Source organism: Mycobacterium sp. GA-2829 (assembly GCF_001499965.1).
In the GTDB taxonomy this organism is placed as follows: Bacteria; Actinomycetota; Actinomycetes; order Mycobacteriales; family Mycobacteriaceae; genus Mycobacterium.
The window spans coordinates 35,964-59,744 of sequence record NZ_LQIT01000007.1 but is presented as its reverse complement, the minus strand read 5'-3'; the positions used below and the strand labels follow the sequence as shown (position 1 = coordinate 59,744).

Below are 23,781 nucleotides of genomic sequence, written 5' to 3'. Positions count from 1 at the left end.
TGTCTGTCAGTCGGATTGGGCGAGCAACCGCTTGATGACCTCGACGGCGTCGGCGAGCGTCTGACGGTCCTCGGACGAGAGCTGCGCCAACCGCGGATCGATCGCGGCGGCGCGATCGACGCGGGCCTGAGCCAGCACCGTCCTGCCCTTGTCGGTGATGCGGATCAAGACCGCCCGCGCATCGAGCGGGTCGGTGGTCCGCGAGACCAGTCCGGCGTCTTCGAGCCGGCGCACCTGCGTGGTCATCGTGGGCTGCGAACAGTGGTCGAGGGTGGCAAGGTCGGAGATTCGGGCCTCGCCCTGGTCCTCGATGGTCGACAGCAACCGGGCCTGCGCCCAGGGCAGCGGGAGCCGCGTGCGCGAGGTGGCCAGCCGGTTGAGCCGGGCGACGACGGCGAGCAGTTCACCGCCGAGCAGTTCGCCGCCGGCCACTGGGGATTCCTCGGTGGCAGGTGGGGTCATGGCGTCCATGATACATAGGAACACTATGTAGTCGAGCACCGCCCGACCCCAGCGGACGCAGCCGCGACCGGACCGGCTGGCAGAATCGGGTGATGACCCCGACCCCCACGCCGAGCCAGCCTCGACGCGCAGGGTCGTTGCAACCCGGCGAACTGGCGCAGGCCTCGGTGATGGCCGCGTTGTGCGCGGCCACCGCGATCATCGCGGTCGTGGTGCCCTTCGCCGCCGCGTTGTCCCTGCTCGGCACTGTTCCGATGGGGCTGCTGGCCTACCGCTACCGGCTGCGCGTGCTGCTGGCCGCGACCGTCGCGGGTGCCACCATCGCGTTCCTGATCGCCGGGATGGGCGGCATGATGTCGGTGATCGACTGCGCTTACATCGGCGGCCTCACCGGCATCGTCAAGCGGCGTGGCCGCGGCACCCCGACGGTGTTCGTGGCGGCCCTGATCGCAGGCACCGCGTTCGGTGCCGCCGCCGTCGCCGCCCTCGCCGTACTCTCCCGCCTGCGCAACCTGATCTTCGATTCGCTGACCGCCAACATCAACGGCATCGCCGCGGTGCTGTCGCGGATCCCCAACATGGAGGACACCGCCGAGCGGCTCAAACGTGACTTCGCGACCGCGCTGGACTACTGGCCGCTGGTCATCGGGGGCTCCGGGATCCTCAGCATCACGATGGTGACGCTGGTCGGGTGGTGGGCGCTGTCCCGGGTGCTCGGCCGGTTGGTCAGCATTCCCGACGTCCACAAACTCGAGGCGCCCGCCGAAACCGGCGCGGCCGCGCCGGTTCCGACCGTGCTGCGCGACGTGCGGTTCCGGTATCCGGGGACCGCGCACGACGCGCTCGGCCCCGTGTCGCTCTCGGTTGATCCCGGCGAACACGTCGCGGTCACCGGCGCGAACGGGTCCGGCAAGACCACGCTGATGCTGGTGCTGTCCGGCCGCGAACCGACGGCGGGCACCGTCGACCGTCCCGGCGCCGTCGGGCTGGGCCGCCTGGGCGGCACCGCGGTGGTCATGCAGCACCCGGAGAGCCAGGTGCTCGGCACCCGGGTCGCCGACGACGTCGTCTGGGGGCTGCCGCCCGGAACGCAGACCGACGTGCCCCGACTGCTCTCGGAGGTCGGCCTCGACGGGATGGAGGAACGCGACACCGGCGGCCTGTCGGGCGGCGAACTGCAGCGCCTAGCCGTGGCCGCCGCGCTGGCCCGCGAACCCAAGCTGCTCATCGCCGACGAGGTCACCAGCATGGTCGACCAGCAGGGCCGCGAAGGCCTCATCCAGGTGCTGTCCGGGCTCACCGAGCACCACGACATGTCGCTGGTGCACATCACGCACTACAACGACGAGGCCAATGTCGCCGACCGCACCATCAACCTCACCGGTAACGGCGGCGCGGCCGACAACACCGAGATGGTCGAGACCGGGGCGGCGCCCACCGGCACCACCCCCGTCGCCGACACCGTCACTGCGCCGGTCCTCGAACTCGTCGGCGTCGGACACGAATACGCCACCGGCACCCCGTGGGCGAAGACCGCGCTGCGTGACATCGACTTCTCGGTGCCCGAGGGCGACGGTCTGCTCATCCACGGCCTCAACGGCTCCGGCAAGTCGACGCTGGCCTGGATCATGGCCGGGCTGACCGTACCCACGGCAGGCGACTGCCTGCTCGACGGCAAACCGGTCTCCGACCAGGTCGGCGCCGTCGCGATCTCCTTCCAGGCCGCCCGCCTGCAGCTGATGCGCAGTCACGTCGGCCGGGAGATCGCCTCGGCCGCCGGCTTCTCCCACCACGACCGCGACCGGGTGCGGGCGGCGCTGGCCACCGTCGGGCTCGACGCGGCCATGGCCGACCGGCGGATCGACCAGCTCAGCGGTGGTCAGATGCGCCGCGTCGTGCTCGCCGGCCTACTGGCCCGCAAACCCCGCGCGCTGATCCTCGACGAACCGCTGGCCGGGCTCGACGCGGCCAGCCAGCGTGGCTTCCTGCGCCTGGTCACCGACCTGCGACGCAACGCCGGGCTGACCGTCGTCGTCATCTCGCACGACTTCTCCGGGCTCGAGGAGCTGTGCCCGCGCACCCTGCATCTGCGCGACGGGGTGCTCGCGCCCGCTTCGGCGACCGCGGGAGGTGTCGCGTGACCGCCCCCGCCCGCCGTCAGCGCCGCCCGGTGGTGCTGCTGCGCCCGGTGCCCGGCCGTTCGGTCATCCATGAGCTGTGGGCGGGCACCAAACTGATCGCGGTCGCCGCGATCGGGGTGCTGCTGACCTTCTACCCGGGCTGGGTGCCGATCGCGGCGGTCGGGCTGCTGGTTCTGGTGGCCGCGCGGCTGGCGCACATCCCGGGAGGGGCGCTGCCGTCCATCCCGGTGTTCCTGTGGGGGCTGCTGTTCCTCGGCGGCCTGACCGCCACGTTCGGCGGCGGTGATCCGGTGGTGACGCTCGGTTCGCTCGAGGTCGGTCTCGGCGGGTTGTTCAACTTCCTGCGGATCACCGCGCTGTCGATCGTGCTGCTCGGCCTCGGCGCGATGGTGTCGTGGTCCACCAACGTCGCCGAGATCGCCCCCGCGGTCGCCAAACTGGGCAGGCCGCTGCGGGCACTGCGGATCCCGGTCGACGACTGGGCGGTGGCGATCGCGCTGGCGCTGCGGGCCTTTCCGATGCTCATCGACGAATTCGCCACGCTCTACGCGGCGCGGCGGCTGCGGCCCAAACAGCACCTGTCGCGCCGGAAGGACCGCCGTAAGCGGTGGCTGATCGAGATCGTCGACCTGCTCGCGGCCGCGGTCACCGTCGCGCTGCGCCGTGCCGACGAGATGGGCGACGCGATCACCGCCCGCGGCGGGACCGGGCAGATCTCGGCCGCACCCGCGGGACCCAAGGCCCGTGACTGGATCACCCTGGCGATCATCGTGGTGGTCTGCGGCGCGGCGCTCGCGGTGGAACTCACCGTGCTGCCGACCAGTTCGGCGCCCACCTGATCGGTGCGCAGGCCCGCTCGCCGTTACGGTGGAGCCCGTGCCAGCGCCCCGCCGAGTCGACGCCGATTTCCTCGCCCTCCCGCGACAGCAACTGGCCGACGCCGCACTGTCCGCCGCGCAGGCGGCCGGAGCGACCTACGCCGACCTGAGAGTCCACGCGATCACCACCGAACTCGTACAGCTGCGCGACGGTGAACTCGAGACCGCCGTCATCGACCGGGAGATCGGTCTGGCGGTGCGGGTGATCGTCGACGGCACATGGGGGTTCGCCTCGCACGCCGAACTCGATCCGGCGGTGGCCGCCGAGACGGCGCGCCGCGCGGTGGCCGTCGCGACGACGCTGGCGCCGCTCAACGCCGAACGCATCGAACTGGCACCGGAACCGGTGTACCGCGACGTGACCTGGGTGTCGGACTACCGCGTCGACCCGTTCACGGTGCCCGCGGCGCAGAAGATCGCGGTGCTCGGCGAGTACTCCGGACGGCTGCTCGCCGCAGATGGCGTGGACCACGTGTCGGCGGGGCTGCACACCGCCAAGGAGCAGACCTTCTACGCCGACACCTTCGGCTCGTCGATCACCCAGCAGCGGGTGCGCGTGCTGCCCACACTAGAGGCCGTTGCCGTCGACAGCACCGCGGGCACCTTCGAGACGATGCGCACGCTGGCCCCGCCGACCGGGCGGGGGTGGGAGGTCGTCGCCGACGACGAGGTGTGGGACTGGACCGCAGAGCTGGCGGAGTTGCCGTCCCTGCTCGCCGAGAAGGTCAAGGCGCCCAGCGTGGTCGCCGGACCGACCGACCTGGTGATCGACCCGACCAACCTGTGGCTGACCATCCACGAATCCATCGGCCACGCCACCGAATACGACCGGGCCATCGGCTACGAGGCCGCCTACGCGGGCACGTCGTTCGCCACCCCCGACAAGCTCGGCACCATGCGCTACGGCTCACCGGTGATGAACGTGACCGCCGACCGCACCGTCGAACACGGCCTGGCCTCCATCGGTTTCGACGACGAAGGGGTGCGGGCGCAGAGCTGGGGCCTCGTGCGTGACGGGATCTTCGTCGGCTACCAACTCGACCGGGTCTTCGCCGCGCGGCTCGGGGTGGCCCGGTCCAACGGCTGCTCCTACGCCGATTCGCCGCACCACGTGCCCATCCAGCGAATGGCCAACGTGTCGCTGCAGCCGGCCGCCGAGGACGTCAGCACCGAGGATCTGATCGCCCGCGTCGAGGACGGCATCTACATCGTCGGCGACAAGAGTTGGTCGATCGACATGCAGCGCTACAACTTTCAGTTCACCGGGCAGCGGTTCTACCGGATCCGCGACGGCCGCCTCGACGGACAGGTGCGCGACGTGGCGTACCAGGCGACGACGACGGAGTTCTGGGGGGCGCTGGAGGCGGTCGGCGGACCGTCGACGTGGCGGCTCGGCGGGGCGTTCAACTGCGGGAAGGCCCAACCCGGGCAGGTCGCGGCGGTGAGCCACGGCTGCCCGTCGGCGTTGTTCCGGGGCATCAACGTGCTCAACACCCGTGAGGAGGCCACCCGATGATCGGGCCGCAGCAGGTCGTCGACGCCGTACTCGCCGAAGCCGCGCGCCTGGGCCGGGCCGACGAGACGATCGTGTTGGTGACCGACCGCGCCGACGCGTCGCTGCGCTGGGCGGGCAACTCGATGACCACCAACGGTGAGTCGGTGAGCCGCAGCACCACGGTGATTTCGATTGTGCGCCAAGGGAATGACGCGCGCGTCGGGTCGGTGCGCTCGAGCGAGGTGGAACCGGCCGCGATCGCCGCGCTGGTGGCCGCGTCGCAGGACGCCGCCGTCGCCGCTCCCGAGGCCCGTGACACCGCGCCGCCGCTGCCACCGACGGACGTCCCGGGGGACTGGGACCTGCCCGTGCCGACCACCGGTGCGGACGTGTTCGCCTCGGTCGCAGGCAGTCTCGCGCGCGGGTTCCGCGGGCAAGACCCGCTCTACGGGTTCGCGCGGCACGTGCTGGAGACGACGTTCGTCGCCACGTCGAGCGGGCTGCGCAGACGCTACACGCAACCCACCGGGTCGGTCGAGATCAACGCCAAACGCGGCGGTGCGAGCGCATGGGCGGGCGTCAGCACTCCCGACTTCGTCAACGTGCCAACGGATTCGATGCTCGACGACCTGGCGATGCGGCTGGGCTGGGCGCAGCGCACCGTCGAACTGCCGGCCGGACGCTACGAGACGCTCATGCCGCCGTCGACGGTGGCCGACATGATGATCTACCTCAACTGGACGATGGACGGCCGCGGCGCCCAGGAGGGTCGCACCGCGCTGTCGGCGCCCGGTGGGACCCGGGTGGGGGAGAAGCTGACCGACCTGCCGCTCACCCTCTATTCCGATCCGGCGGCGCCGGGGCTCGCCTGCACACCGTTCGTGGTGGCCGCGACCTCCTCGGAGCGGGTGTCGGTGTTCGACAACGGGATGGACATCGGGCGGGTCGACTGGCTGCGCGACGGGGCAGTCAACGCGCTGGCGTATCCGCGGGCCGCTGCGGCCGAGTTCGACCAACCGGTCGCGGTGCCCGCCGACAACCTGCTGATGACCGGCGGGACGGCCGATACGGCGGACATGATCGCCAACACCGAACGCGGACTGCTGCTGACCACGCTCTGGTACATCCGCGAGGTGGACCCCACGGTGCTGCTGCTGACAGGGCTGACCCGCGACGGCGTGTACCTCATCGAGGACGGTGAGGTGACTGCGGCGGTCAACAACTTCCGGTTCAACGAGAGCCCGCTGGATCTGCTGCGCCGCGCCACAGAGGCCGGCGTGAGCGAGGTGACGCTGCCGCGGGAGTGGGGCGACTGGGCGACGCGGGCGTCGATGCCGACGTTGCGGATTCCCGACTTCCACATGTCTTCGGTCAGTCAGGCGCAATAATCGACAGGTGACCGTGACGTCGGTGCTGGGTCAGCTGTCCGCGCTGGTGGCGATGTCGTCGGGGGACCAACGCCTCGACGAGGTCATCCGGTTGACGTGCGGGCGGGCGCTGCGGTTGCCGCCGTTGCCCATCGAGGCCGACCTCTTCGACGAGTACCCCGAGGAAGAGCCGGTGGTGGCGGCGTTCGCCGAGCAGTTCGCCACTGACGTGACCGCGGTGGGCGAGAACCAGCGCCAGCGGTTCCTGAACGCATTGGGCGACAGGGCCTTCCGGGTCACCTCGGCGGTGTTCATTGCGGATTTCGTGCCGCGGGTGCGGGCCGGGTTCGAGGCGCTCGACCTCGGGCATCCCGCGAGTGCCGTGACCGAGTGGGACCACGACACCGACCCGTCACAGGCGCTGCTCGGTGAGTTCGTGCCCGCCGTCGCGCGGTTGCATGCGCTCGATCCGCTGACCACCGAGGTGGTGCGGTTGCGGGGGGCGATCGCGCACAACTGCCGGCTGTGCAAATCGCTGCGCGAGGAGCACGCGCTGGGGGCCGGCGGGTCCGAGGCGCTCTACGCCGAGATCGAGGACTTCGAGCACTCCGAGCAGTTGAGCGATGAACACAAGGCCGCGCTGCGGTACGTCGACGCGTTGGTGTGGACGCCCGCGGCGATCCCACCGGAGGTGGCCCGTGCGGTGCGCAAGACGTTCTCCGAGGAGGAGGCCGTCGAACTGACCCTGGACGTCATGCGCAACGCCACCAACAAGATCGCCGTCGCGCTCGGCGCCGACGCCCCGCGGGTGGCGTCGGGCACCGAGCGGTACACGGTCGACGACGACGGGCGGACGGTGTTCGCCGAGATGGCGTGACCGGCCTCGCGCAACGGCAGTTCGAGCCCTACGGTTCGTCGTACTGGGCTGCCATTGCGCTGTTCGTGGTGGGTGCGGTCGGGGCAGTGTGGTTGGGGCGCAGGCAGACTGACGCGCAGGCACGACGGTTCGGGCGGGTGGTCGGCGCCGCGACGGGGTTGATTTATCTCGCGGTGCTGATCTACACGCTGGTGCCGCCGACGGTGGAGCGGTCGGTGCCGCTGCGGTTGACCGACCTCGCGACGGTGGCCGCGGCGTGCGCGCTGTGGTCGCAGCGGCACTGGGCGTACGCGCTGACCTATTACTGGGGTCTGGTGCTCAGCGCGCAGGCGTTGATCTCGCCGGTGCTGGTCGGCCCCGACTTCCCGCACTACTCGTTTCTGGCCTTCTGGGCGATCCACCTGCTGGTGGTGTGGGCGGCGATCTATCTGACGTGGGGACGGGGCATGCGGCCGGGGTGGCGCAGCCTGCGGCTCGTGGTGGCGGTGACAGCGGTGTGGGCGGCGGTCACGTTCGTGTTCAACCGGATCGCGGACACCAACTACGGGTTCCTCAACGGCAAACCGGTGACCGCGAGCCTGCTCGACGTGCTGGGCCCGTGGCCGGTGTACATCTTCTCGGCGACGGCGCTGATCGTGATCGCGTGGGTGCTGATGACGCTGCCGTGGGTGCGCATGCGACGATAGGGCCGCGTTCGTCGCGCCGGGGGCGGTAGCTCAGTCGGTTAGAGCCGTGGACTCATAATCCATTGGTCGCGGGTTCGAGCCCCGCCCGCCCCACTCATTTCTTGTATCAGGTCGGCTGATGGCTGACATGTCGTCTTCGGGCCGCCAGTGGTGTCCCCATCAGATGCCCGCCGAGGTCGAGGCTGCGGTGTTAGAGCTGCGGCGTTCGCGAGAAGTGCGATGGGCGTCCGTCGTTAGGTTGTGGTCTGCCGCGTTCTGAAGGTGTCGTAGTTGATTACGTCGAAGCTCTTCGTGCGGGCGCGGAACCGGAAGGTGAACGTCGGCCACATGACCGAGTTGCGGCCCCGGGCGTCCAAATACCAGCTGGAGCATCCACCGGAGTTCCAGACGGTTTTGGTCAGCGCGTCGTTGATCCATTCGTTGTACGTCCGCTCGGCGTCCGGGCGAACATCGACGGAGCCGAAGCCTTCGGCGCGCATGAGGCGCAGGGCCGCGGCGAGGTAGGCGGCCTGGGATTCGAGCATGTACACGATGGAGCTGTGCCCGAGGTTGGTGTTCGGCCCGTACATCAAGAACAGGTTGGGAAAACTCGGCACCGTGATGCCCAGGTGCGCACTCGGGCTCCCCGCCCAGTGCGCGGCCAGCGTGGTGCCTGTGACGCCGGTCAGCTGGTGAGCAACCGGCGGCTCGGTGGGGGTGAAGCCGGTGGCGAAGATGATCGAGTCGACGTCGTGCAGCCTGCCTGTGCCGTCGCGGACGCCGGTCTCCGTGACCTCGGTCAAGGCGGTGGTCACGACTTCGACATCCTCGCGGGCCAGGGTGGGCAACCAGTCGTTGGTCAGCAGGATTCGTTTGCATCCGATGCGAAAGTCGGGCGTCAACGCCCTGCGCAGGGCAGGGTCGGGCACTTGGCGGCGCAGATGTGTCTTGGCGATGATTTCGAGCAGCGGTAGAAGCCAGGTCAGGTGCGCGAGCACCGCGAGGTAGCCCTCCCGGTAGATGTAGACCATCCCGCGGACCAGCTTCTGCAACAGCGGAATCCGGTGGTACAGCGCCTTCTCGAGGCGGCCGAGGGTGCGGTCGAGCCGGGGCAGCACCCACGCCGGGGTCCGTTGAAACACCGTCAGGTGAGCGGTGCGGTCAGCGATCTCGGGCACGAACTGCACCGCCGAGGCCCCGGTGCCGATGACGGCGACCCGCTCGCCGCTCAGGTCGTGGTCGTGATTCCAGGTGGCGGAGTGAAACACCGTGCCGCCGAAGCGGTCGAGTCCCGGCACGTCGGGCAGCTTCGGTGTGGAGAGCGCCCCGGTCGCGGCGACGAGGACCGTGGCGGTCACCATGCCGAGTGAGGTTTGAACCCGCCAACGCTGCTCGTCCCCGTCCCACGCCGCGCCGAGCAGCTCGCATCCGGTGACCAGGTGGCGGCGCAGCCCCGTCCGGTCGGCAACCGAGGTCAGGTAGCGGTAGATCTCGGGCTGGCGTGCGAAGGTGTGACTCCACTTCGCGCTGGGGGCGAAGGAGAACGAATACAGCGAGGTCGGGACGTCACACGCGCAACCGGGATAGGTGTTGTCGCGCCAGGTTCCGCCGACCTCGGCTGCCCGCTCGATGATGAGGAGGTCGGCTCGGGGGTCGTCGCGCAGCACCGCTGCGGCGGCGGCCAGCCCGGCGAACCCCGCACCCACGACCAGCGTGTGCACCGACGCCGGCAGAGTTGGAGTCGTTGACGACGGTGCGCTCATCGGGTGCCAGCGCCGACGTGACGGTTCAGGAAGTCGATCTGATCGGTCACGATTTGCTCGAAGTGTGGGTCCAGGTACGGCTCGAAGTGGGTGATGTCGTAGGACCGCACCTCTCCGTTCGGGATGCGGGCCACGATCTTCCGGGCCTTCGCATAGGGCGTGACGTCGTCTTTCGTCGCGAGTTGCACCAACGTCGGTGTGGTGATCTTGGCGGCGTGCCGTCCCGGTGAATACAGCGGGACGCGCAGGGCGATGCGGGCGGCGACGTCGTTCTCGGCCTCGAGTTGCTCGCGCATGTGTTCGGCCGCTTCGCCCCCGGCCATTTCCTCGACGAGCTCGTACGCGCCGGGTGAGGTCATCATGGCGAAGTCACCGGGCCTGCCGATGGATGTCACTCGGTGCGGCGCCCGCCCGAGCCATGCGCCGACCTGATCGCGCACTCCTGCGACGATGAGGCGTGCCACCAGTTTGGGGGATTGAGAGAAGGCTGAGGCGGGTCCGCTGACGTGAGGGACCTGGACGATGGCGGCGGCGAATTGGTGGTCGCGCGCGGCCAATGTGAGAACGTGGCCACCGCCGAAGGAGGAACCCCATCCCACCAGCCGGCTGGTGTCGACGTTGTCCAGGCTACGGGCGTAGGCGACGGCGGCCCGCCAGTCTGCCTGCTGTTTGGCGATGTCAAGGATGCGGCGGGGTTGTCCGTCGCTCGCACCCCAGTGCCGGTAGTCGAACACCAGGGCGGCGTAGCCGGCCTGGGCGAATCGTGCGGCGTAGGCGTCCAGGCGCAGTTCGCGGAAGGCGGCGAACCCGTGGGCAAGTATCACGATCGGCGGGTTGTCGACGCCGTCGGGCCGATAGAGCCACGCCGCGCAAAGTGTGCCCTCGGACATGAAGGTGACGTCGTGTCGGGCGTAGCCGAGCGGCTGAACCATGGTCGCGGCCTCCAGGAGGTATCTTGAATGCTGTTCAACAAAACGTAACAGCGTATTGAACGCTATTCAACATGGTGTGACGTGGACGGCATCGAGGAGGACGTGATGGCGCCAAAGCGCCCGCAGGCCGCCGCCGAAAAGCGCGCGGAGATCGTTGCGGTGGCCCGGCGACTGTTCGTCGACGCGGGCTATGACGCCACCCCGATGAGTCGCCTGGCCAAAGAAGCCGGAGTGGCACCGAACACGATCTACTGGTACTTCCCAGACAAAGACGAAGTGTTGATCGCGGTGCTCGAGGCTGTCATGGCCGACGTGTGGCCGCAGTATGAAGAGATTGCAAGCCAACCGATTGCAGAAAGGTTGCAATGGGTCGTCGGCAAACTCACTGAGATGAGCCGCCTCGTGACAACCGTGCATGCCCGCGTCGAGCACTCCGCAGCGATCGCAGAATGGCATCAGAACTTCCATACGATCACCGGCAGCCTGCTTCAGTTCGAACTTCAGGCCGCCGGAGTCCCCGCGCCCGACGCCGAAGTCATGATCGGCGTCTTCACGGTGGAAGGACTTCTCATGCACGACCACGACGAAGCCCAGCAGCGAGCCATCATCGACGCCCTGGCTTCGCGCTGGACTACCAACCTGCCGAGGCCGTCCGACCTCGGAGGCTGACGACGTGGCCGCTGGGGTCTACGGATCGGGTCGAAGAGGGTGGGGTGGCCCCGATCGCCACGGAACGGTCGTCACCTTGCCAATCATCAGCGAGCTGGCACTCGTCAGGGCAGTCGACGACGTGGGCTCGATCGGGATTCTCAGGAGAGGTGCGTCGACCTCGCTGGTCGTGAACGGGACGACTGTAACCGAGGCGGTCGCGTCGAATCGGTCATCCTGGATGACGAGGACTGGACGGGGCTTGCCGGTATGGACTCCGCGGGCAGACGGACACCGCGTCGACGAAGGCTTGGTCGTCGGCCTCGTGCTCGCCGGCGGCGACCAACGCCGACTGTCGATGCGCCTCCCGGCCAAATTCAAGTGCATCGACGTCGGGAACCACGATCTGAACTGGCCGCAGGCCTTGTCGGCGCAGCGACTCGCGCCGTCGGCGTAGGCGATTACGGGCGTGAGCCACGCCCCCACGTTACCTACCACGCCCCGGTGCGCACACCATACCTTCGTGTCCACGGTGTTCAGCCCGTCCCAGTTGCCGTGCATTCGCCCAGAATGAGCCGGAATCGACCGGATCGAGCGCCGCTCTTCCGTACCCGGCGAACGCTGAAAGATATCCCGCTGCAGGAGCTTTCGGGTACAGAACGGCGGCATCACGATGGGCCGGTCTCAAATCCATTGGTCGCGGGGTCCAGCCCCGCCCGCCCCACTTCAGAGGCTGTTTGTCAGGGTCAGGACCGCTGAGTCACCGCTCATAGCGACCGTCCGGACGAGCAGACCGGCGACTTCGGCGTGGATGCAGCGCGCGTCATGTACCGGTCCTGGGGCATGGGGACGTGGGTGTGGCCGACGCGACCCGGCGTCGTCTTCATCGAAACTTCATCGAAAACCGGACGGATCCATATGAGTGTTCTCGAGGCTGGATTGAGGCGGCAAGACGCTTGCCGTGGGGAAGCGTGGTCCGAAGTTGCGAGGAAGGACGTGCCATGCAGCACAAGCGATATGGAGTTGGCGTCGCGGTATTGGCGGCGTCGACCCTGCTGGTCGGGGCCTGTTCGAACGGCGGAACCGAACCGGAGCCCTCCGCCGGCTCCACAGCGGCGGCAACGTCCGCGTCGCCTGGCCCTGCCGACAGCGACGCCACCCACAACGACGCCGATGCGATGTTCGCCCAGGGCATGGTTCCGCATCACCAGCAGGCGATCGAGATGAGCGACATGCTGCTTGGCAAGCAAGGCATCGACCCCGAGGTCGCATCGCTTGCCAAGGAGATCAAGAATGCTCAGGGTCCCGAGATCGACCAGATGCAGAGATGGCTTGAGCAGTGGGGAGTGTCGGATACACCCGCGCCCAGCAACACCGGCATGCCGGGCCACCAGATGCCCGGCGGTGGCGACATGGGCAATATGCCCGGTCATCAGATGCCCGGCGGTGGCGACATGGGCGATATGCCCGGTATGGGCGGGGGCGGCCACGGCATGATGTCGGAAGCCGATATGGCGGCGCTTCAGAACGCGGAGGGTACCGAGGCCAGCCGACTATTCCTGACGCAGATGATTGAGCACCACAAGGGCGCGATCATGATGGCCCAGCACGAGATTGACAACGGCCAGTTCCCGGCGGCGGTCGAGATGGCGCGTAACATCGTGTCCTCTCAGCAGGCTGAAATCGGCAAGATGCAGGCGATGCTGCAAAAGTAGCCACTCACCGTTTCGCCTGAATGGGTGCGTTCCTGTGCTGCGATGCCGGGGAGTCCTGGCTTCTCGGTGGTGTGATCGGCAGGTGCACGGTGAAGGTCGCGCCGGAGTTGGGTCCGGGGCTCGCTACGGTGATCGAGCCGCCGTGGGCCTCGACCAGAGCCTTCGCGATCGCGAGGCCCAACCCGGCGCCGCCGTGCTTGCGATCGCGCGCGACATCTGAGCGGTAGAACCGTTCGAATACTCGGCTGAGATGTTCCGCGGCGATTCCGTCGCCGGTGTCGGCGACGGCGATCTTCAGGCGGTCGCCCTGGCGCACGCAACTCAGTTCTACCGAGCCGCCGGACGGCGTGTGGCGCAATGCATTTCCGAGGAGATTGCCCAGCACTTGGGACAGTCGCTGTTCGTCGGCCCACAGCTGAGGTAAGTCTCCCTGGACGCGAATGTGGAGTGCGACTCCCTTGTTGTCGTAGCGTTCCTCTACGGCGGCGGCGCATTGTCGCGTCAGGCGCTCGACGTCAACGTGGGCATGTGACATCGAAACGGAACTCTCTTCGGCCTTGGCCAGAGCGGCCACGTCATCGGAAAACCGTACGAGCCGACGTGTTTGGTCGCGCAGCATCGCCGCTGTCTGCGGCGTCAGAGTCCGCACACCGTCTTCGAGTGCCTCGATGTAGGCCTCTAGCACCGCTACGGGTGTGCGGATCTCGTGGGCTAGATCTCCGAAAAGCCGTTGTCTGGTCGAATCGACGGCTTCGAGCCGGGAGGCCATCTGGTTGAAGGCGGTCGCTAGTGCATCGAAGTCGTCACCGAGGCGTGGCGGTGAGACGCGGATGTCGTAATTGCCCTCGGCGACATCGGTGGCGGCGGAGGCGACTTCGGTGATGGAGCGTTGCAGTCGGCGACTGAGGTAGAAGCTGACGGCCAGTGCGGCCACTGCGGACACAGCGAGGGCGCCACCGATGGAGATCACCGTCGCGTAGCCGTAGGCCTCTTCGGCATGGACCTCTTCCAGGGAGTCCATCGGGACTCCGGCGCGGTGGAGATGTTCGCGGAAGAGGGGAGGGCCGACGATGGCGGCCACGACGGCGGTGGTTGCGGCGCCGGCTGCCAGCACAATGGCTTGGGCGCCCAGCAGGCGCAGACCGATGCCAGGGCGGCGCCATCGACGTTGGGGGGCTGTTGGCGCCGGCGGGTGAGTCACTGTCCGGTCCCCATCCGGTACCCGACGCCTCTGACCGTGGTGATGTAGCGGGGGTTTGCCGCATCGTCGCCGAGTTTGCGGCGCAGGTGGCCGATGTGCACGTCGACGAGGTGTTCGTTGCCGACCCACGGTCCTTCGCGGACGATCTCGAGCAGTTGGCGTCGGCTGAGCACGACCCTTGGCCGGCCTGACAGTGTTTCGAGGATGTCGAATTCCGTGCGCGTCAACAGGATCTGTTCGTCGCCGATGTGCACTTCGCGCGCGGCGACGTTGACGCTCAGTGCGCCGAAGCGACGAGGCGGTGCCTCCGATTGCTCGGCGGTTGTGGCGCTTGATTGCCGGACGCGGGGTCGGCGCAGCATGGCCCGGATGCGGGCGACCAGCTCGCGTGGGCTGAAGGGCTTTGTGATGTAGTCGTCGGCGCCGACGGTGAGGCCGAGCACGGTGTCGAGTTCGGTGTCGCGAGCTGTGAGCATGACGACGTAGGCGTCGGAGAAGGTGCGTAGCTGCCGGCAGACTTCGAGTCCATCGATGCCGGGCAGGCCGAGGTCGAGGATGACCACATCGGGATCGAGGTCGCGCGCGACGGCGATCGCCTCGACGCCGTTGCCGGCCACGACGGCTTCGAACTGCTCGCGTTCGAGATAACTGGCCACGACTTCGGCCAGAGGAAGTTCGTCGTCGACGACCAACGCGCGGTACCCCTTCACCTGTTCAGGAGCTGTACCCGGGTGGTATTCCATGCCTTCTATGGTGCCTGCTGGGACGGCATCGAAGGCATTCGGAGACTGGGTAATCGCGGCTTCATCGAATCTTCGTCGAGCAATTAAAGAAGCGATATGCGCACCCGGCAACGTAGACGGCGGTGGGGGCCTCAGCGCGCCGATCTGGGCGACCATCACGACGCGGTAGCCGCCACCGTGGGTAGTCGATGGTGAGAAGGAGAGTCGTCATGACGGTTTGGTATGGCGGCGATATGCACTGGTGGGGGTATGTCGCGATGGCGATCGGTTTGGCATTGTTCTGGGCGCTCCTGGTGGGTGGGATCGTGCTGGCCGTTCAATCTTTCCTGGGCGCCGGAAAGCTGCCGCAGGTACCGGCGACGCCTGAGCAGATCCTCGCCACGGGAACCGTCCGCGGTGAATTGACTGAGGCTGAGTACCGCGAGCGCCTGGCCGCCCTGCGGACGCGATCGGCCGACGGGTGAGGGGGTCGCAGAACCGAGGCAGCGCCGACTGGGCCGCGGTGGAATCGGCGATGCGACGGCAGCGGTTCGCAACGCTATCCACGGTCGGTCCCAGTGGCGGGCCTCAGGCGACCGGGGTGGTCTATGCGGTCTCTCCACCGGATGAGCCGGCGATCCTCTACGTGACCACGAGAACGTCGACCGCGAAGGTGTGCAACATTCGGGCGGCTCCACAGGTGGCCTTCGTGATTCCCGTGCCGCACCGGTTCCTCGCCGTCGTACCGCCTGCGGTGGTTCAGTTCCGCGGATTCGCAGACATTCTCGAGGCTGAGCATCCGTCGGCTGTGAGGGCCTTCCAGCGGTCGTGGTTTCACCGCCGGATTCTGAACGCCGAACGGCTCCTTGTCGCCGAGCAGGCAGAGATGTGCTTCATCGCGATCAGGCCGCAGCGCACGGTGTTCACCTACGGGATCGGCATGAGCGCCCTCGACGTGGTACGGCGACCGCGTCAGGCCATCGGCGAGGTGCGCCTGCCGACCGGTCGGTAGCCATCCCCCCTGAGAACAACCCCTTGTTCTGATACCCCCGGGGGGTATATTCAGAACACGATAATCCGTCGGGTATCCACGACATGAAGGGAGTCAGTGGTGAGCACAACCACCTACGCCGTGACAGGCATGACCTGCGGGCATTGTGAGAGGTCGGTACGCGAGGAGGTTGGCGCGGTTGCCGGGGTTCATGACGTCGAAGTGAGCACCGCTACCGGAACGCTGGTGGTGACGTCGAGCGGGCCCGTCGACGATGCGGAGATCCTGCGCGCTGTCGACGAGGCGGGTTATTCGGCAGCGCGGGTCGCGTGAACTCTGCGGCGCGATTGGGCCCGCTCTGCGCGGCCCTGGATCCCCGCCGCTGACCCAACACCTGAGCTCCTCGAAGGAGGGAGTCGACATGACCAACCATGATGACAATGCGATTGCAACACCGGAAATCGCGGAGCACGCCAGTCTGGGGCACCACGGTGAGCACAGCTCGGATCGGCTCGAGACTGACCACAACGGACACGGCAGCCACGGGGGGCCGGGCGGACACGCCGGCCACGGTGGCGATCACGTCGCTCAATTCCGAAAGCTCTTCTGGATCAACCTGATCATCGCCGTCCCGGTCGTCGCTTTCTCGACCATGTTCGCGATGCTGCTCGGCTACGAGGTTCCCGACTTTCCCGGCGCGCGGTGGATCGCGCCGCTACTGGGCACGGTCATGTACATCGTCGGCGGGCGTCCCTTCCTCACCGGCGCCGTCAGCGAAATCCGTTCCCGCAAACCGGGAATGATGCTGCTGATCGGACTGGCCATCACCGTGGCGTTCTTCGCCTCTTGGGGAGCGAGCGTGGGACTGCTCCACCACGAACTGGAGTTCTGGTGGGAACTGGCGCTGCTGATCGTCATCATGTTGCTCGGGCACTGGGTTGAGATGCGGTCCCTGGCTCAGACCACTTCGGCACTGGACTCACTGGCGGCCCTGCTGCCCGACGAGGCCGAAAAAGTCGATGGCGACCACACCATCACCGTGTCGCCCGCCGACCTGCAGGTCGGGGACGTGGTTGTCGTCAGACCCGGGGGTAGCGTGCCCGCCGACGGGAAGATCGTCGACGGGCGTGCGGATATGGACGAGTCGATGGTGACCGGTGAATCGCGCCCGGTTGCCCGTGGGGTCGGCGATGCGGTGACGGCCGGCACCGTGGCCACCGATTCCGGGCTGCGAGTCGAGATCACCGCCACCGGTGAGGACACCGCCCTCGCCGGCATTCAGCGGCTGGTCACCGAGGCCCAGAACTCGTCCTCGCGGGCTCAGCGCCTCGCTGACCGGGCCGCCGGGTGGTTGTTCTGGTTCGCCCTGATCACTGCCGCCGTCACCGCGGTGGCGTGGTCGACCCTGGGGCATCCCGACGCTGCTGTCGTGCGGGCGATCACCGTGCTGGTCATCGCCTGCCCCCACGCGTTGGGCTTGGCGATCCCGCTGGTGGTGTCCATCGCCACCGAACGCGCCGCGCGGGGCGGGGTGTTGATCAAGGACCGCCTGGCGTTGGAAGGTATGCGCACCATCGACGCGGTGCTCTTCGACAAGACCGGCACGCTGACCAAGGGTGAACCCACGGTGACCGGGGTCGCGCCCAGTGGTGACCTCGACGACGACACCGTCCTCGCGCTGGCCGCCGCCGCCGAAACCGACAGCGAGCACCCGCTGGCGCGGGCGATCGTCCGCGCCGCGACCGAGCGCGGACTCAGCGTGCCCCGGGCCAGTGGCTTCACATCCGCACCGGCGGTCGGCGTGACCGCGACGGTCGATGGCCACGAGATCCGGGTCGGCGGTCCTCACCTGCTCGACGAGATCGGCGCACAGGAAGTCGGCGCCGCCACAGCCTGGCGCGAGGAAGGCGCGATCATCCTCCATGTCGTCCGCGACGGTGCTGTGCTCGGCGGGCTTCGCCTGGCCGACGAGATCCGACCCGAATCCCGCGAAGCCGTCGATGCATTGCACAAGCTGGGCGTGGAGGTCGTCATGATCACCGGTGACGCCGAAGCGGTCGCGCAAGCGGTCGGCCATGAACTCGGCATTGACCGGGTGTTCGCCGGCGTGCGCCCCGAGGACAAAGCATCAAAAGTCGCCTCCTTGCAACAAGAAGGCAAAAAGGTGTCGATGGTCGGCGATGGCGTCAACGATGCTCCCGCCTTAGCGCAGGCCGACGTAGGCATCGCCATCGGCGCCGGCACCGACGTCGCGATCGCCTCAGCCGGCGTCATCCTGGCCAGCTCGGACCCGCGCTCGGTCCTGTCGGTCATCGAGCTCTCCCGCGCCGGCTACCGCAAGATGAAGCAGAATCTGTGGTGGGGGGCAGGCTACAACCTCGTTGCGGTGCCGTTGGCGGCCGGCATCCTCGCACCCGTCGGAATCGTCTTGCCAATGTCGATCGGCGCCATCCTGATGTCCTTATCGACGATCGTCGTGGCCCTCAACGCGCAACTGTTGCGCCGCCTCGACCTACGACCCGAGGCCAGCACCCGTGTGGTGCTCAGCCGTTAGGGATCGTATTGGCAATCGTAAGCTCACGAGATCATTTCGCTCTCAACTTTTTTGGGCACGCTCAGCGCACAAGCGAACCGACATCCTGGGTTACGTGTCCATCGTCAGAGCCGTGGTTCTAGTGGCCGTGGTCGTGATCACCGTGGTCATGCAACGGCTCCGCCGGCGGTGGGGCTGAGGCCGGTGCCAGCACCTGTGCCGGTACTGGCGGCTGGGCCGGTGTCGCCGGCGTGCGCGCGGGTTCGAGGGCCGGTGGCGGAGCGGTCGGCTCATGACCGTGATGGGCGCCTGCGTGCCCTGCGCTCGTGCCGTGATGACCAGCCTCTGCTTCTGCACCTGAGGGCGCATGATGGCCGTGGCGCAGTCCCGACGCGACACCGACTGTGGACGCGAGCGAAACGACGCCGACTGCGCCGAAAAGCACGACCGCGCTGACGAATGCCGGTACATGCTCCCCATACAGGCCACGGTGCCAGACCCAGGCGGCTCCCATCACGACATAGATCTGCAGAAGCAGGGCGCACAAGTCCGCGGCCTGTACCAGTTCGGCTTCACCGGCGTGTGGGCCGAATGGCGCACCAGCGGTCCTGGACACCGCCCACAAGACGATTGCGCCGATGTTGACCATGATGCCGAGGCCGAGCACCGAAGTCGTGGTTCGGGCGAGAACCAGACGGGCCCATAGTAATTGAAAGGTTGCGAGGGACGCGAAGAATACGCCCGCCGGCATCCACTCCTGCCAGTGGTTCGCTACGACGGCGAAGTGGATGACAGAGGCGCCGAGCGAGGCCAGCGCGGCGAGACGGGCCGCCAGCCTGCTGTCCGTCTTCGACTCTGTCCGGGGTGCCATCTGCCGATGATCGCAGTAATCCTTCGAGCGGCAGCGGTCTGACATCGCATCTCAATCCGAACGAGATTGCTCCGTCACCGGTGTTCTCAACGTGACAGGACATCGGTATTGCGCGGCGACCAGGCTGGCCGACGTACCGACGACGCGCAAGTTGACACTGCCGTAGACCTTGGCGCCACCCAGATCTGCACCGGCCGCAGACCTCACGTTACGTATCACGCACCGTGCACGCACCATAACTTCATGTCAACGGCGCTAAGCCCGTCCCAGTTGCCGCTTATTCACCCGGAATGAGGCGGAATCGATCGGATCGGGTGGCGCTCGTACGTATTCGTAGGGCGCTGAAATAGGTTGCGCTGCAATAATCGTCGGCCACCGAGCGTTCTTGCGCCGAGACTGCGCACAGATCGCGTTCGGCGCGGTTTTCGCGATCTGGCAGCAGTCTCGGCGAGGGGGTGCCGATGCTGTGCCAATCGCGGAAACGACCTGAGCGCGTACTCACGGTCGATCGCGGCTCGTACCGAGCTGTCGAGCGGGTAGTTCTTCAACCGGTCGGCGAAGAGCCTCGACGTGGGCAGCGGCGCGAACGGCCAGTCCACCGAAGACCGCGTGACCCGGCTTCGCGAAGGCAGGGTGGGTAGTGCCGCCGGGCTCGACGACAGCGCCGTGTCGAAGCAGGAACCACCGAAATCGTCGAGGCTGTCGGCGGTGCAACCGACAGCGCCCATCGTGCCGGAAGACCGAATATCCGTGCGGTTTTTGGTCATGGCAGGTCAGTTTTGGCCCATGGGTGACGGGTATGCGGCGCCGATCACCAGTCCGGCAGGAGGCGCTAATGAAGGCAATGACATACCGCGGTCCCTACAAAGTCCGCGTTGAAGAGAAAGACATCCCGTCCATCGAGCACCCGAACGATGCGATCGTGCGGGTGCAGCTGGCCGCGATCTGCGGATCTGACCTGCATCTGTACCACGGTCTGATGCCGGACACGCGGATCGGCCACACCTTCGGACACGAGTTCATCGGAGTCGTGGAGAAGGTCGGTTCGTCCGTGGAGAACATCAAGCCGGGCGACCGGGTGATGGTGCCGTTCAACGTCTACTGCGGGTCGTGCTACTTCTGCGCCAGGGGTCTCTATTCGAACTGCCACAACGTGAACCCGAACGCCACCGCGGTGGGCGGCATCTACGGCTACTCGCACACCTGCGGGGGATACGACGGAGGCCAGGCCGAATTCGTGCGGGTGCCGTTCGCTGACGTCGGTCCGTCGGTGATCCCGGACTGGATGGAGTCCGAGGACGCGTTGCTCTGCACCGACGCACTGTCGACGGGGTATTTCGGGGCGCAGCTCGGATCCATCGTGGAAGGAGACACCGTCATCGTGTTCGGTGCGGGACCGGTCGGTCTGTACGCGGCGAAGAGTTCGTGGTTGATGGGCGCCGGGCGCGTCATCGTCATCGACCACCTCGAGCACCGGTTGGAGAAGGCCCGCACGTTCGCCCATGCCGAGACCTACAACTTCGGCGAGTACGGCGACATCGTGCTGGAAATGAAGAAGGCCACCGATTTCCTCGGGGCCGACGTCGATCTCGACGCCGTCGGCGCCGAAGCGGACGGCAACCTCATGCAGCACGTCACCACAGCGAAGTTCAAGCTGCAGGGCGGTTCTCCGATCGCCCTCAACTGGGCCATCGACTCCGTACGCAAGGGTGGGACGATCTCGGTGGTCGGTGCCTACGGGCCGATGTTCAGCGCGGTGAAATTCGGGGACGCGATGAACAAGGGGCTGACCATCCACACCAACCAGTGCCCGGTGAAGCGGCAGTGGCCCCGGCTGTGGTCCCATATCGAGAACGGCTATATCAAGCCGAATGACATTGTGACGCATCGTATTCCGCTCGATCACATTGCCGAGGGGTAACACATGTTCTCGTCCAAGTTGGACGACGTCATCAAGCCCGTCGTCCTGGTCAACCAGAACTGATCGACCCATAGGGAAGCTATTATGACTCAGACATCGTCGCGCGTGCCCGCCTACACCGCCGACCATCCGCCGATACCGGACAGCGACGCCCTTCGGGCCCGCATCCCCGGGTGGGGCGCAGATCTCAACAAAGAGGATCGTCCCTCGGTGCCCAAACTGAAGTTCCTCGACACCGGGGCGCATTGGGACTTCCCGGAGCGCCAGCCTGAGAAGTGGCCGCGTGAACGGTCGGTCGAACATCGCTTCCTGACCCCGGTGTTCGGTACGGCGCAGCCGCCCAGTGGCCTGGCCGGGGTACTCCGAAAGCTCGCGTACGGGAAGTTCAGCGAGGGCCGCGCCGCGCACTGGCTGATCCTGCTGTACGCCGATCGGGTCGACGCCGCCGAGCACCACCTACGCTCACTTCTCACCTTGCGGCCCGACAATCCGATCACCGAATCGGGTTTCAAAGCGGAATTCACCCATAACGGCGTCAAGTCCCGGTACCGCCGCAGCCGGGTTGACGTGAAGCACATGTGGATTGATCCGATCATCGTCGCCGGCCCGTGGATCTTGTCCGCCTGTTTCCTGAGGAAACTATTCAAGCGCCGGAGGTAGCACCCACACGTCAGGTTCGACCGGGTCCGTCGCGATGTCACAGGTCACTCAGCTCGTGCTGCATGATCTGTCGCCCAGCGGATATCCGGCTGACAACCGAAAGTCCGAGTGGCGCTTCGTGTGTCACGACACTGACAGGAGAATGATGTCACACGCACGACGCCTTTCAGGGCGGAACATCGCGGTGCTGGCTGCCGACGGCTTCGAGAAGGTGGAACTGGTGATTCCGCTACGCGCGCTCCAAATGTCCGGCGCGACAGTCGACATCGTGTCACTGCGCAAAGGCCGGATTCGGGGGGTGAACCTGCACATGCCCGCCACTCGGGTGGGCGTCGACAGGGTGGTCACCGATACCGACCCCGACGCCTACGACGGCTTACTGCTTCCCGGGGGCTTCATCAACCCCGATCTCCTGCGGCAGTCGGCAGCCGCGCGGGATTTCGTCCGCGCCTTCGACCACAGCGGAAAGCCGATCGTCACGTTGTGCCACGGTCCATGGGTGCTGGCATCGGCGGGTTTGCTCCCCGGGCGGACCCTGACCTCGTGGCCTGGCATCCGCGACGACTTGGTCAATGCCGGCGCCACGTGGCTTGACCGCGAAGTTGTGCGGGATCGCAACCTCGTCACGAGCCGGGGGCCTCAAGACCTGCGAGCCTTCGTACCTGCCATGCTCGACGTCTTCGCCGAGCCGGCCAACCAGCTGCGGACGGTCGAGAACCATGCCGGCTCCGACCCGGCGCTCGACAACCCGGTCGGTTGGGCGGTGGCTGCATTGCGCTGGTCGCCGAAGCCCTCTGCGGCAGCCCTGACCAGTGTGGCCGCTGCCGCCCTGGCGACGCCTCTGCGCAGCCGAATGTCAATGGGAAAGTCGAATTAGTGTCTGCCTCGGTGCTCCTGCTCGCGGATCCGGGCGCTCCGGCGGCCCTGGCAGCGGACCTCTCGACGGAGTTGCCGGAGCGGTTGCCGCACCACCCGCCGTTGGAGTGGACCGTTTCAGTGCAGACGGCCTCGTACCGTCTCACCGAGCAGTCCTCGTTGAGCGAAGTTCTCGAGTCGGTCGATCCACCGAGCCGACAACAAGACGTCGTTGTGTACGTCACCGATCTGCCTCGCCGTGACGGCACCCAGCCAGTGGTCGCAGACATCAGCATCCCGGACCGCTTCGGCGTGATCTCCGTGCCCAGCGTTGGGGGGCTGTTCATCAGCCGGCGCGTGCGGACGATGGTCGAGTCAGTCGTCATCGAGGTAGCGGAGAACCGCGATGGCCACGTTGCGACCTTTGGGAATCTGACCAGGACAGAAGACCAGGGGGCGGTGCGCTACGCCGCGTCGCCGCGGTTCGCACGGTTCCGCATGTTCATGGGCATGATCTACGCGAACCGCCCATGGAAGTTGGCTGCGGGTTTGTCGCGGGTCTTGATGGCGACTTTCGCCACTGGGACGGTCAGCTTGGCTTATCCGACGATCTGGCAGCTTTCGTCGACGATGGGTCCGTGGCGACTCGGGGTGACGACGGTCCTGGCCACCGCGGCAATGGTGGGGTGGCTGATCGTCAACCACAGGCTGTGGGAACGGCCGAGTTCGCCGATCGAGCGTGAACTGGCGGTCATGTACAACGCATCGACTGTCGCCACGCTCACCATCGGTGTCGTCGTTCTGCATGCGGCGTGCTTCGTGTTGCTCTTGCTGACGGCGTGGTGGACCTTGCCTCCGTCGCTGCTGGAACAGAATCTCGGCCATCCGGTGGGCGCGAGTGATCTGTTGAGGTTGGCGTGGCTGTCGGCCGCGATCGCGACGTTGGGAGGCGCGCTGGGATCGGGTCTCGAGGATGACGAGGCGGTGAAGCAGGCGGCGTATGGCGCGCGCCAGCATGAACGGTTCGATCGCTTCAAGCGGCCCGCCGACGGATAGCACTCGGTGCTGGCGCAATAGGTGCGAC

Annotated in this window: 23 protein-coding genes, 1 tRNA gene and 2 pseudogenes; 17 read left to right on the top strand and 9 right to left on the bottom strand. The window is 67.1% G+C overall.

From position 1 onward, the window contains the following. Window positions 1-6: 6 nt before the first annotated feature. Entirely contained in the window at window positions 7-471 is a 465-nt protein-coding gene (locus tag AU194_RS05860) for a MarR family winged helix-turn-helix transcriptional regulator (protein WP_059088292.1), read from the bottom strand. Window positions 472-554: 83 nt separating this feature from the next. Here AU194_RS05860 and AU194_RS05855 point away from each other — a divergent pair, with 83 nt between their 5' ends. From AU194_RS05855 to AU194_RS05825, 7 genes are all read left to right on the top strand, one after another. Further along, window positions 555-2,603: an ABC transporter ATP-binding protein gene (locus tag AU194_RS05855; RefSeq protein WP_059088291.1), complete on the top strand. Its 2,049-nt coding sequence runs from the start codon at window positions 555-557 to the stop codon at window positions 2,601-2,603. Continuing rightward, a complete protein-coding gene (locus AU194_RS05850; RefSeq protein ID WP_059088290.1) occupies window positions 2,600-3,442 on the top strand; it encodes an energy-coupling factor transporter transmembrane protein EcfT in 843 nt (280 codons plus the stop codon). Before AU194_RS05855 ends, AU194_RS05850 begins: the two co-directional genes overlap by 4 nt. A gap of 37 nt (window positions 3,443-3,479) precedes the next feature. After that, a complete protein-coding gene (locus AU194_RS05845) occupies window positions 3,480-4,997 on the top strand; it encodes a TldD/PmbA family protein (RefSeq protein ID WP_059088355.1) in 1,518 nt (505 codons plus the stop codon). Next, window positions 4,994-6,364 carry a metallopeptidase TldD-related protein gene (locus tag AU194_RS05840; protein WP_059088289.1) on the top strand — a complete coding sequence of 457 codons (1,371 nt, stop codon included), beginning with the start codon at window positions 4,994-4,996 and terminating at the stop codon, window positions 6,362-6,364. The genes AU194_RS05845 and AU194_RS05840 overlap by 4 nt, the downstream gene beginning before the upstream one ends. 52 nt (window positions 6,365-6,416) lie before the next feature. Further along, the gene (locus AU194_RS05835) at window positions 6,417-7,220 is read left to right on the top strand and encodes a carboxymuconolactone decarboxylase family protein (protein ID WP_059088354.1); all 804 of its coding nucleotides are present in this window, start codon (window positions 6,417-6,419) and stop codon (window positions 7,218-7,220) included. Then, complete coding sequence (locus AU194_RS05830; protein WP_059088288.1) at window positions 7,217-7,906, top strand: TIGR02206 family membrane protein; 690 nt, start codon at window positions 7,217-7,219, stop codon at window positions 7,904-7,906. Before AU194_RS05835 ends, AU194_RS05830 begins: the two co-directional genes overlap by 4 nt. A 19-nt stretch (window positions 7,907-7,925) precedes the next feature. Continuing rightward, window positions 7,926-7,999 (top strand) — tRNA-Ile (locus AU194_RS05825). Between the two features lie 140 nt (window positions 8,000-8,139). Here AU194_RS05825 and AU194_RS05820 read toward each other — a convergent pair. Together AU194_RS05820 and AU194_RS05815 are read right to left on the bottom strand one after the other, a co-directional pair. After that, window positions 8,140-9,648 carry an NAD(P)/FAD-dependent oxidoreductase gene (locus AU194_RS05820; RefSeq protein ID WP_059088287.1) on the bottom strand — a complete coding sequence of 503 codons (1,509 nt, stop codon included), beginning with the start codon at window positions 9,646-9,648 and terminating at the stop codon, window positions 8,140-8,142. Next, the gene (locus tag AU194_RS05815) at window positions 9,645-10,580 is read right to left on the bottom strand and encodes an alpha/beta hydrolase (RefSeq protein WP_059088286.1); all 936 of its coding nucleotides are present in this window, start codon (window positions 10,578-10,580) and stop codon (window positions 9,645-9,647) included. The genes AU194_RS05820 and AU194_RS05815 overlap by 4 nt, the downstream gene beginning before the upstream one ends. A 105-nt stretch (window positions 10,581-10,685) precedes the next feature. Between AU194_RS05815 and AU194_RS05810 the strand changes: the two genes are divergently transcribed. Next, window positions 10,686-11,249 carry a TetR/AcrR family transcriptional regulator gene (locus tag AU194_RS05810; protein ID WP_059088353.1) on the top strand — a complete coding sequence of 188 codons (564 nt, stop codon included), beginning with the start codon at window positions 10,686-10,688 and terminating at the stop codon, window positions 11,247-11,249. A gap of 39 nt (window positions 11,250-11,288) precedes the next feature. Here the strand turns inward: AU194_RS05810 and AU194_RS32505 are convergent. Both AU194_RS32505 and AU194_RS32500 read right to left on the bottom strand, forming a co-directional pair. Further along, window positions 11,289-11,516, bottom strand: a pseudogene (locus tag AU194_RS32505) (type II toxin-antitoxin system PemK/MazF family toxin); the annotation flags it as partial. Continuing rightward, window positions 11,461-11,706, bottom strand: coding sequence for an antitoxin MazE family protein (locus tag AU194_RS32500; protein WP_082698499.1), 246 nt, complete (start codon window positions 11,704-11,706; stop codon window positions 11,461-11,463). The pseudogene AU194_RS32505 and the gene AU194_RS32500, both read right to left, overlap by 56 nt. 523 nt (window positions 11,707-12,229) lie before the next feature. On the opposite strand from AU194_RS32500, the gene AU194_RS05805 reads away from it, so the two are divergent. After that, on the top strand, window positions 12,230-12,943 hold the full coding sequence (locus AU194_RS05805; RefSeq protein ID WP_059088285.1) for a DUF305 domain-containing protein: 714 nt from the start codon (window positions 12,230-12,232) through the stop codon (window positions 12,941-12,943). Between the two features lie 4 nt (window positions 12,944-12,947). On the opposite strand, the gene AU194_RS05800 is transcribed toward AU194_RS05805, so the two are convergent. Continuing rightward, on the bottom strand, window positions 12,948-14,144 hold the full coding sequence (locus AU194_RS05800; protein ID WP_059088284.1) for a cell wall metabolism sensor histidine kinase WalK: 1,197 nt from the start codon (window positions 14,142-14,144) through the stop codon (window positions 12,948-12,950). Next, window positions 14,141-14,887, bottom strand: coding sequence for a response regulator transcription factor (locus AU194_RS05795; protein ID WP_059088283.1), 747 nt, complete (start codon window positions 14,885-14,887; stop codon window positions 14,141-14,143). The genes AU194_RS05800 and AU194_RS05795 overlap by 4 nt, the downstream gene beginning before the upstream one ends. A 209-nt stretch (window positions 14,888-15,096) precedes the next feature. Here AU194_RS05795 and AU194_RS05790 point away from each other — a divergent pair, with 209 nt between their 5' ends. The 4 genes from AU194_RS05790 (at window position 15,097) to AU194_RS05775 (ending at window position 18,411) form a co-directional block, all read left to right on the top strand. Next, entirely contained in the window at window positions 15,097-15,351 is a 255-nt protein-coding gene (locus tag AU194_RS05790) for a hypothetical protein (protein WP_059088282.1), read from the top strand. Between the two features lie 38 nt (window positions 15,352-15,389). After that, window positions 15,390-15,878 (top strand): pyridoxamine 5'-phosphate oxidase family protein, encoded by a 489-nt coding sequence (locus AU194_RS05785; protein WP_231743180.1) that lies wholly within the window; start codon window positions 15,390-15,392, stop codon window positions 15,876-15,878. Between the two features lie 99 nt (window positions 15,879-15,977). Continuing rightward, a complete protein-coding gene (locus AU194_RS05780) occupies window positions 15,978-16,190 on the top strand; it encodes a heavy-metal-associated domain-containing protein (protein ID WP_059088351.1) in 213 nt (70 codons plus the stop codon). An 88-nt stretch (window positions 16,191-16,278) separates the two neighbouring features. After that, the gene (locus tag AU194_RS05775) at window positions 16,279-18,411 is read left to right on the top strand and encodes a heavy metal translocating P-type ATPase (RefSeq protein WP_082698498.1); all 2,133 of its coding nucleotides are present in this window, start codon (window positions 16,279-16,281) and stop codon (window positions 18,409-18,411) included. A gap of 118 nt (window positions 18,412-18,529) precedes the next feature. Here the strand turns inward: AU194_RS05775 and AU194_RS30945 are convergent, their stop codons facing one another. Beyond that, window positions 18,530-19,261, bottom strand: coding sequence for a hypothetical protein (locus AU194_RS30945; protein WP_197417525.1), 732 nt, complete (start codon window positions 19,259-19,261; stop codon window positions 18,530-18,532). Window positions 19,262-19,542: 281 nt separating this feature from the next. Further along, on the bottom strand, window positions 19,543-20,028 hold the full coding sequence (locus tag AU194_RS31660; protein ID WP_157575913.1) for a hypothetical protein: 486 nt from the start codon (window positions 20,026-20,028) through the stop codon (window positions 19,543-19,545). Window positions 20,029-20,096: 68 nt separating this feature from the next. Here AU194_RS31660 and AU194_RS05770 point away from each other — a divergent pair, with 68 nt between their 5' ends. The 4 genes and pseudogenes from AU194_RS05770 to AU194_RS05755 all read left to right on the top strand — a co-directional run bounded on the left by AU194_RS05770 (window position 20,097) and on the right by AU194_RS05755 (window position 23,753). Continuing rightward, a complete protein-coding gene (locus AU194_RS05770) occupies window positions 20,097-21,182 on the top strand; it encodes a zinc-dependent alcohol dehydrogenase (RefSeq protein ID WP_082698496.1) in 1,086 nt (361 codons plus the stop codon). Between the two features lie 84 nt (window positions 21,183-21,266). After that, window positions 21,267-21,842 carry a hypothetical protein gene (locus tag AU194_RS05765; protein WP_059088281.1) on the top strand — a complete coding sequence of 192 codons (576 nt, stop codon included), beginning with the start codon at window positions 21,267-21,269 and terminating at the stop codon, window positions 21,840-21,842. 145 nt (window positions 21,843-21,987) lie between these two features. Further along, window positions 21,988-22,527 (top strand): annotated as a pseudogene (locus AU194_RS05760) (type 1 glutamine amidotransferase domain-containing protein); the annotation flags it as partial. A 203-nt stretch (window positions 22,528-22,730) separates the two neighbouring features. Next, a complete protein-coding gene (locus AU194_RS05755; RefSeq protein WP_231743178.1) occupies window positions 22,731-23,753 on the top strand; it encodes a hypothetical protein in 1,023 nt (340 codons plus the stop codon). Window positions 23,754-23,781: the final 28 nt, after the last annotated feature.

Excerpts from the sequence above, each read along its gene's own strand:
- AU194_RS05860 (WP_059088292.1), bottom strand. The coding sequence starts at position 471 with ATGGACGCCATGACCCCACCTGCCACCGAGGAATCCCCAGTGGCCGGC.
- AU194_RS05855 (WP_059088291.1), top strand. The coding sequence starts at position 555 with ATGACCCCGACCCCCACGCCGAGCCAGCCTCGACGCGCAGGGTCGTTG.
- AU194_RS05840 (WP_059088289.1), top strand. The coding sequence starts at position 4,994 with ATGATCGGGCCGCAGCAGGTCGTCGACGCCGTACTCGCCGAAGCCGCG.
- AU194_RS05835 (WP_059088354.1), top strand. The coding sequence starts at position 6,417 with ATGTCGTCGGGGGACCAACGCCTCGACGAGGTCATCCGGTTGACGTGC.
- AU194_RS05820 (WP_059088287.1), bottom strand. The coding sequence starts at position 9,648 with ATGAGCGCACCGTCGTCAACGACTCCAACTCTGCCGGCGTCGGTGCAC.
- AU194_RS05815 (WP_059088286.1), bottom strand. The coding sequence starts at position 10,580 with ATGGTTCAGCCGCTCGGCTACGCCCGACACGACGTCACCTTCATGTCC.
- AU194_RS05810 (WP_059088353.1), top strand. The coding sequence starts at position 10,686 with ATGGCGCCAAAGCGCCCGCAGGCCGCCGCCGAAAAGCGCGCGGAGATC.
- AU194_RS05805 (WP_059088285.1), top strand. The coding sequence starts at position 12,230 with ATGCAGCACAAGCGATATGGAGTTGGCGTCGCGGTATTGGCGGCGTCG.
- AU194_RS05795 (WP_059088283.1), bottom strand. The coding sequence starts at position 14,887 with ATGGAATACCACCCGGGTACAGCTCCTGAACAGGTGAAGGGGTACCGC.
- AU194_RS05790 (WP_059088282.1), top strand. The coding sequence starts at position 15,097 with ATGACGGTTTGGTATGGCGGCGATATGCACTGGTGGGGGTATGTCGCG.
- AU194_RS05775 (WP_082698498.1), top strand. The coding sequence starts at position 16,279 with ATGACCAACCATGATGACAATGCGATTGCAACACCGGAAATCGCGGAG.
- AU194_RS30945 (WP_197417525.1), bottom strand. The coding sequence starts at position 19,261 with ATGGCACCCCGGACAGAGTCGAAGACGGACAGCAGGCTGGCGGCCCGT.
- AU194_RS31660 (WP_157575913.1), bottom strand. The coding sequence starts at position 20,028 with ATGACCAAAAACCGCACGGATATTCGGTCTTCCGGCACGATGGGCGCT.
- AU194_RS05770 (WP_082698496.1), top strand. The coding sequence starts at position 20,097 with ATGAAGGCAATGACATACCGCGGTCCCTACAAAGTCCGCGTTGAAGAG.
- AU194_RS05765 (WP_059088281.1), top strand. The coding sequence starts at position 21,267 with ATGACTCAGACATCGTCGCGCGTGCCCGCCTACACCGCCGACCATCCG.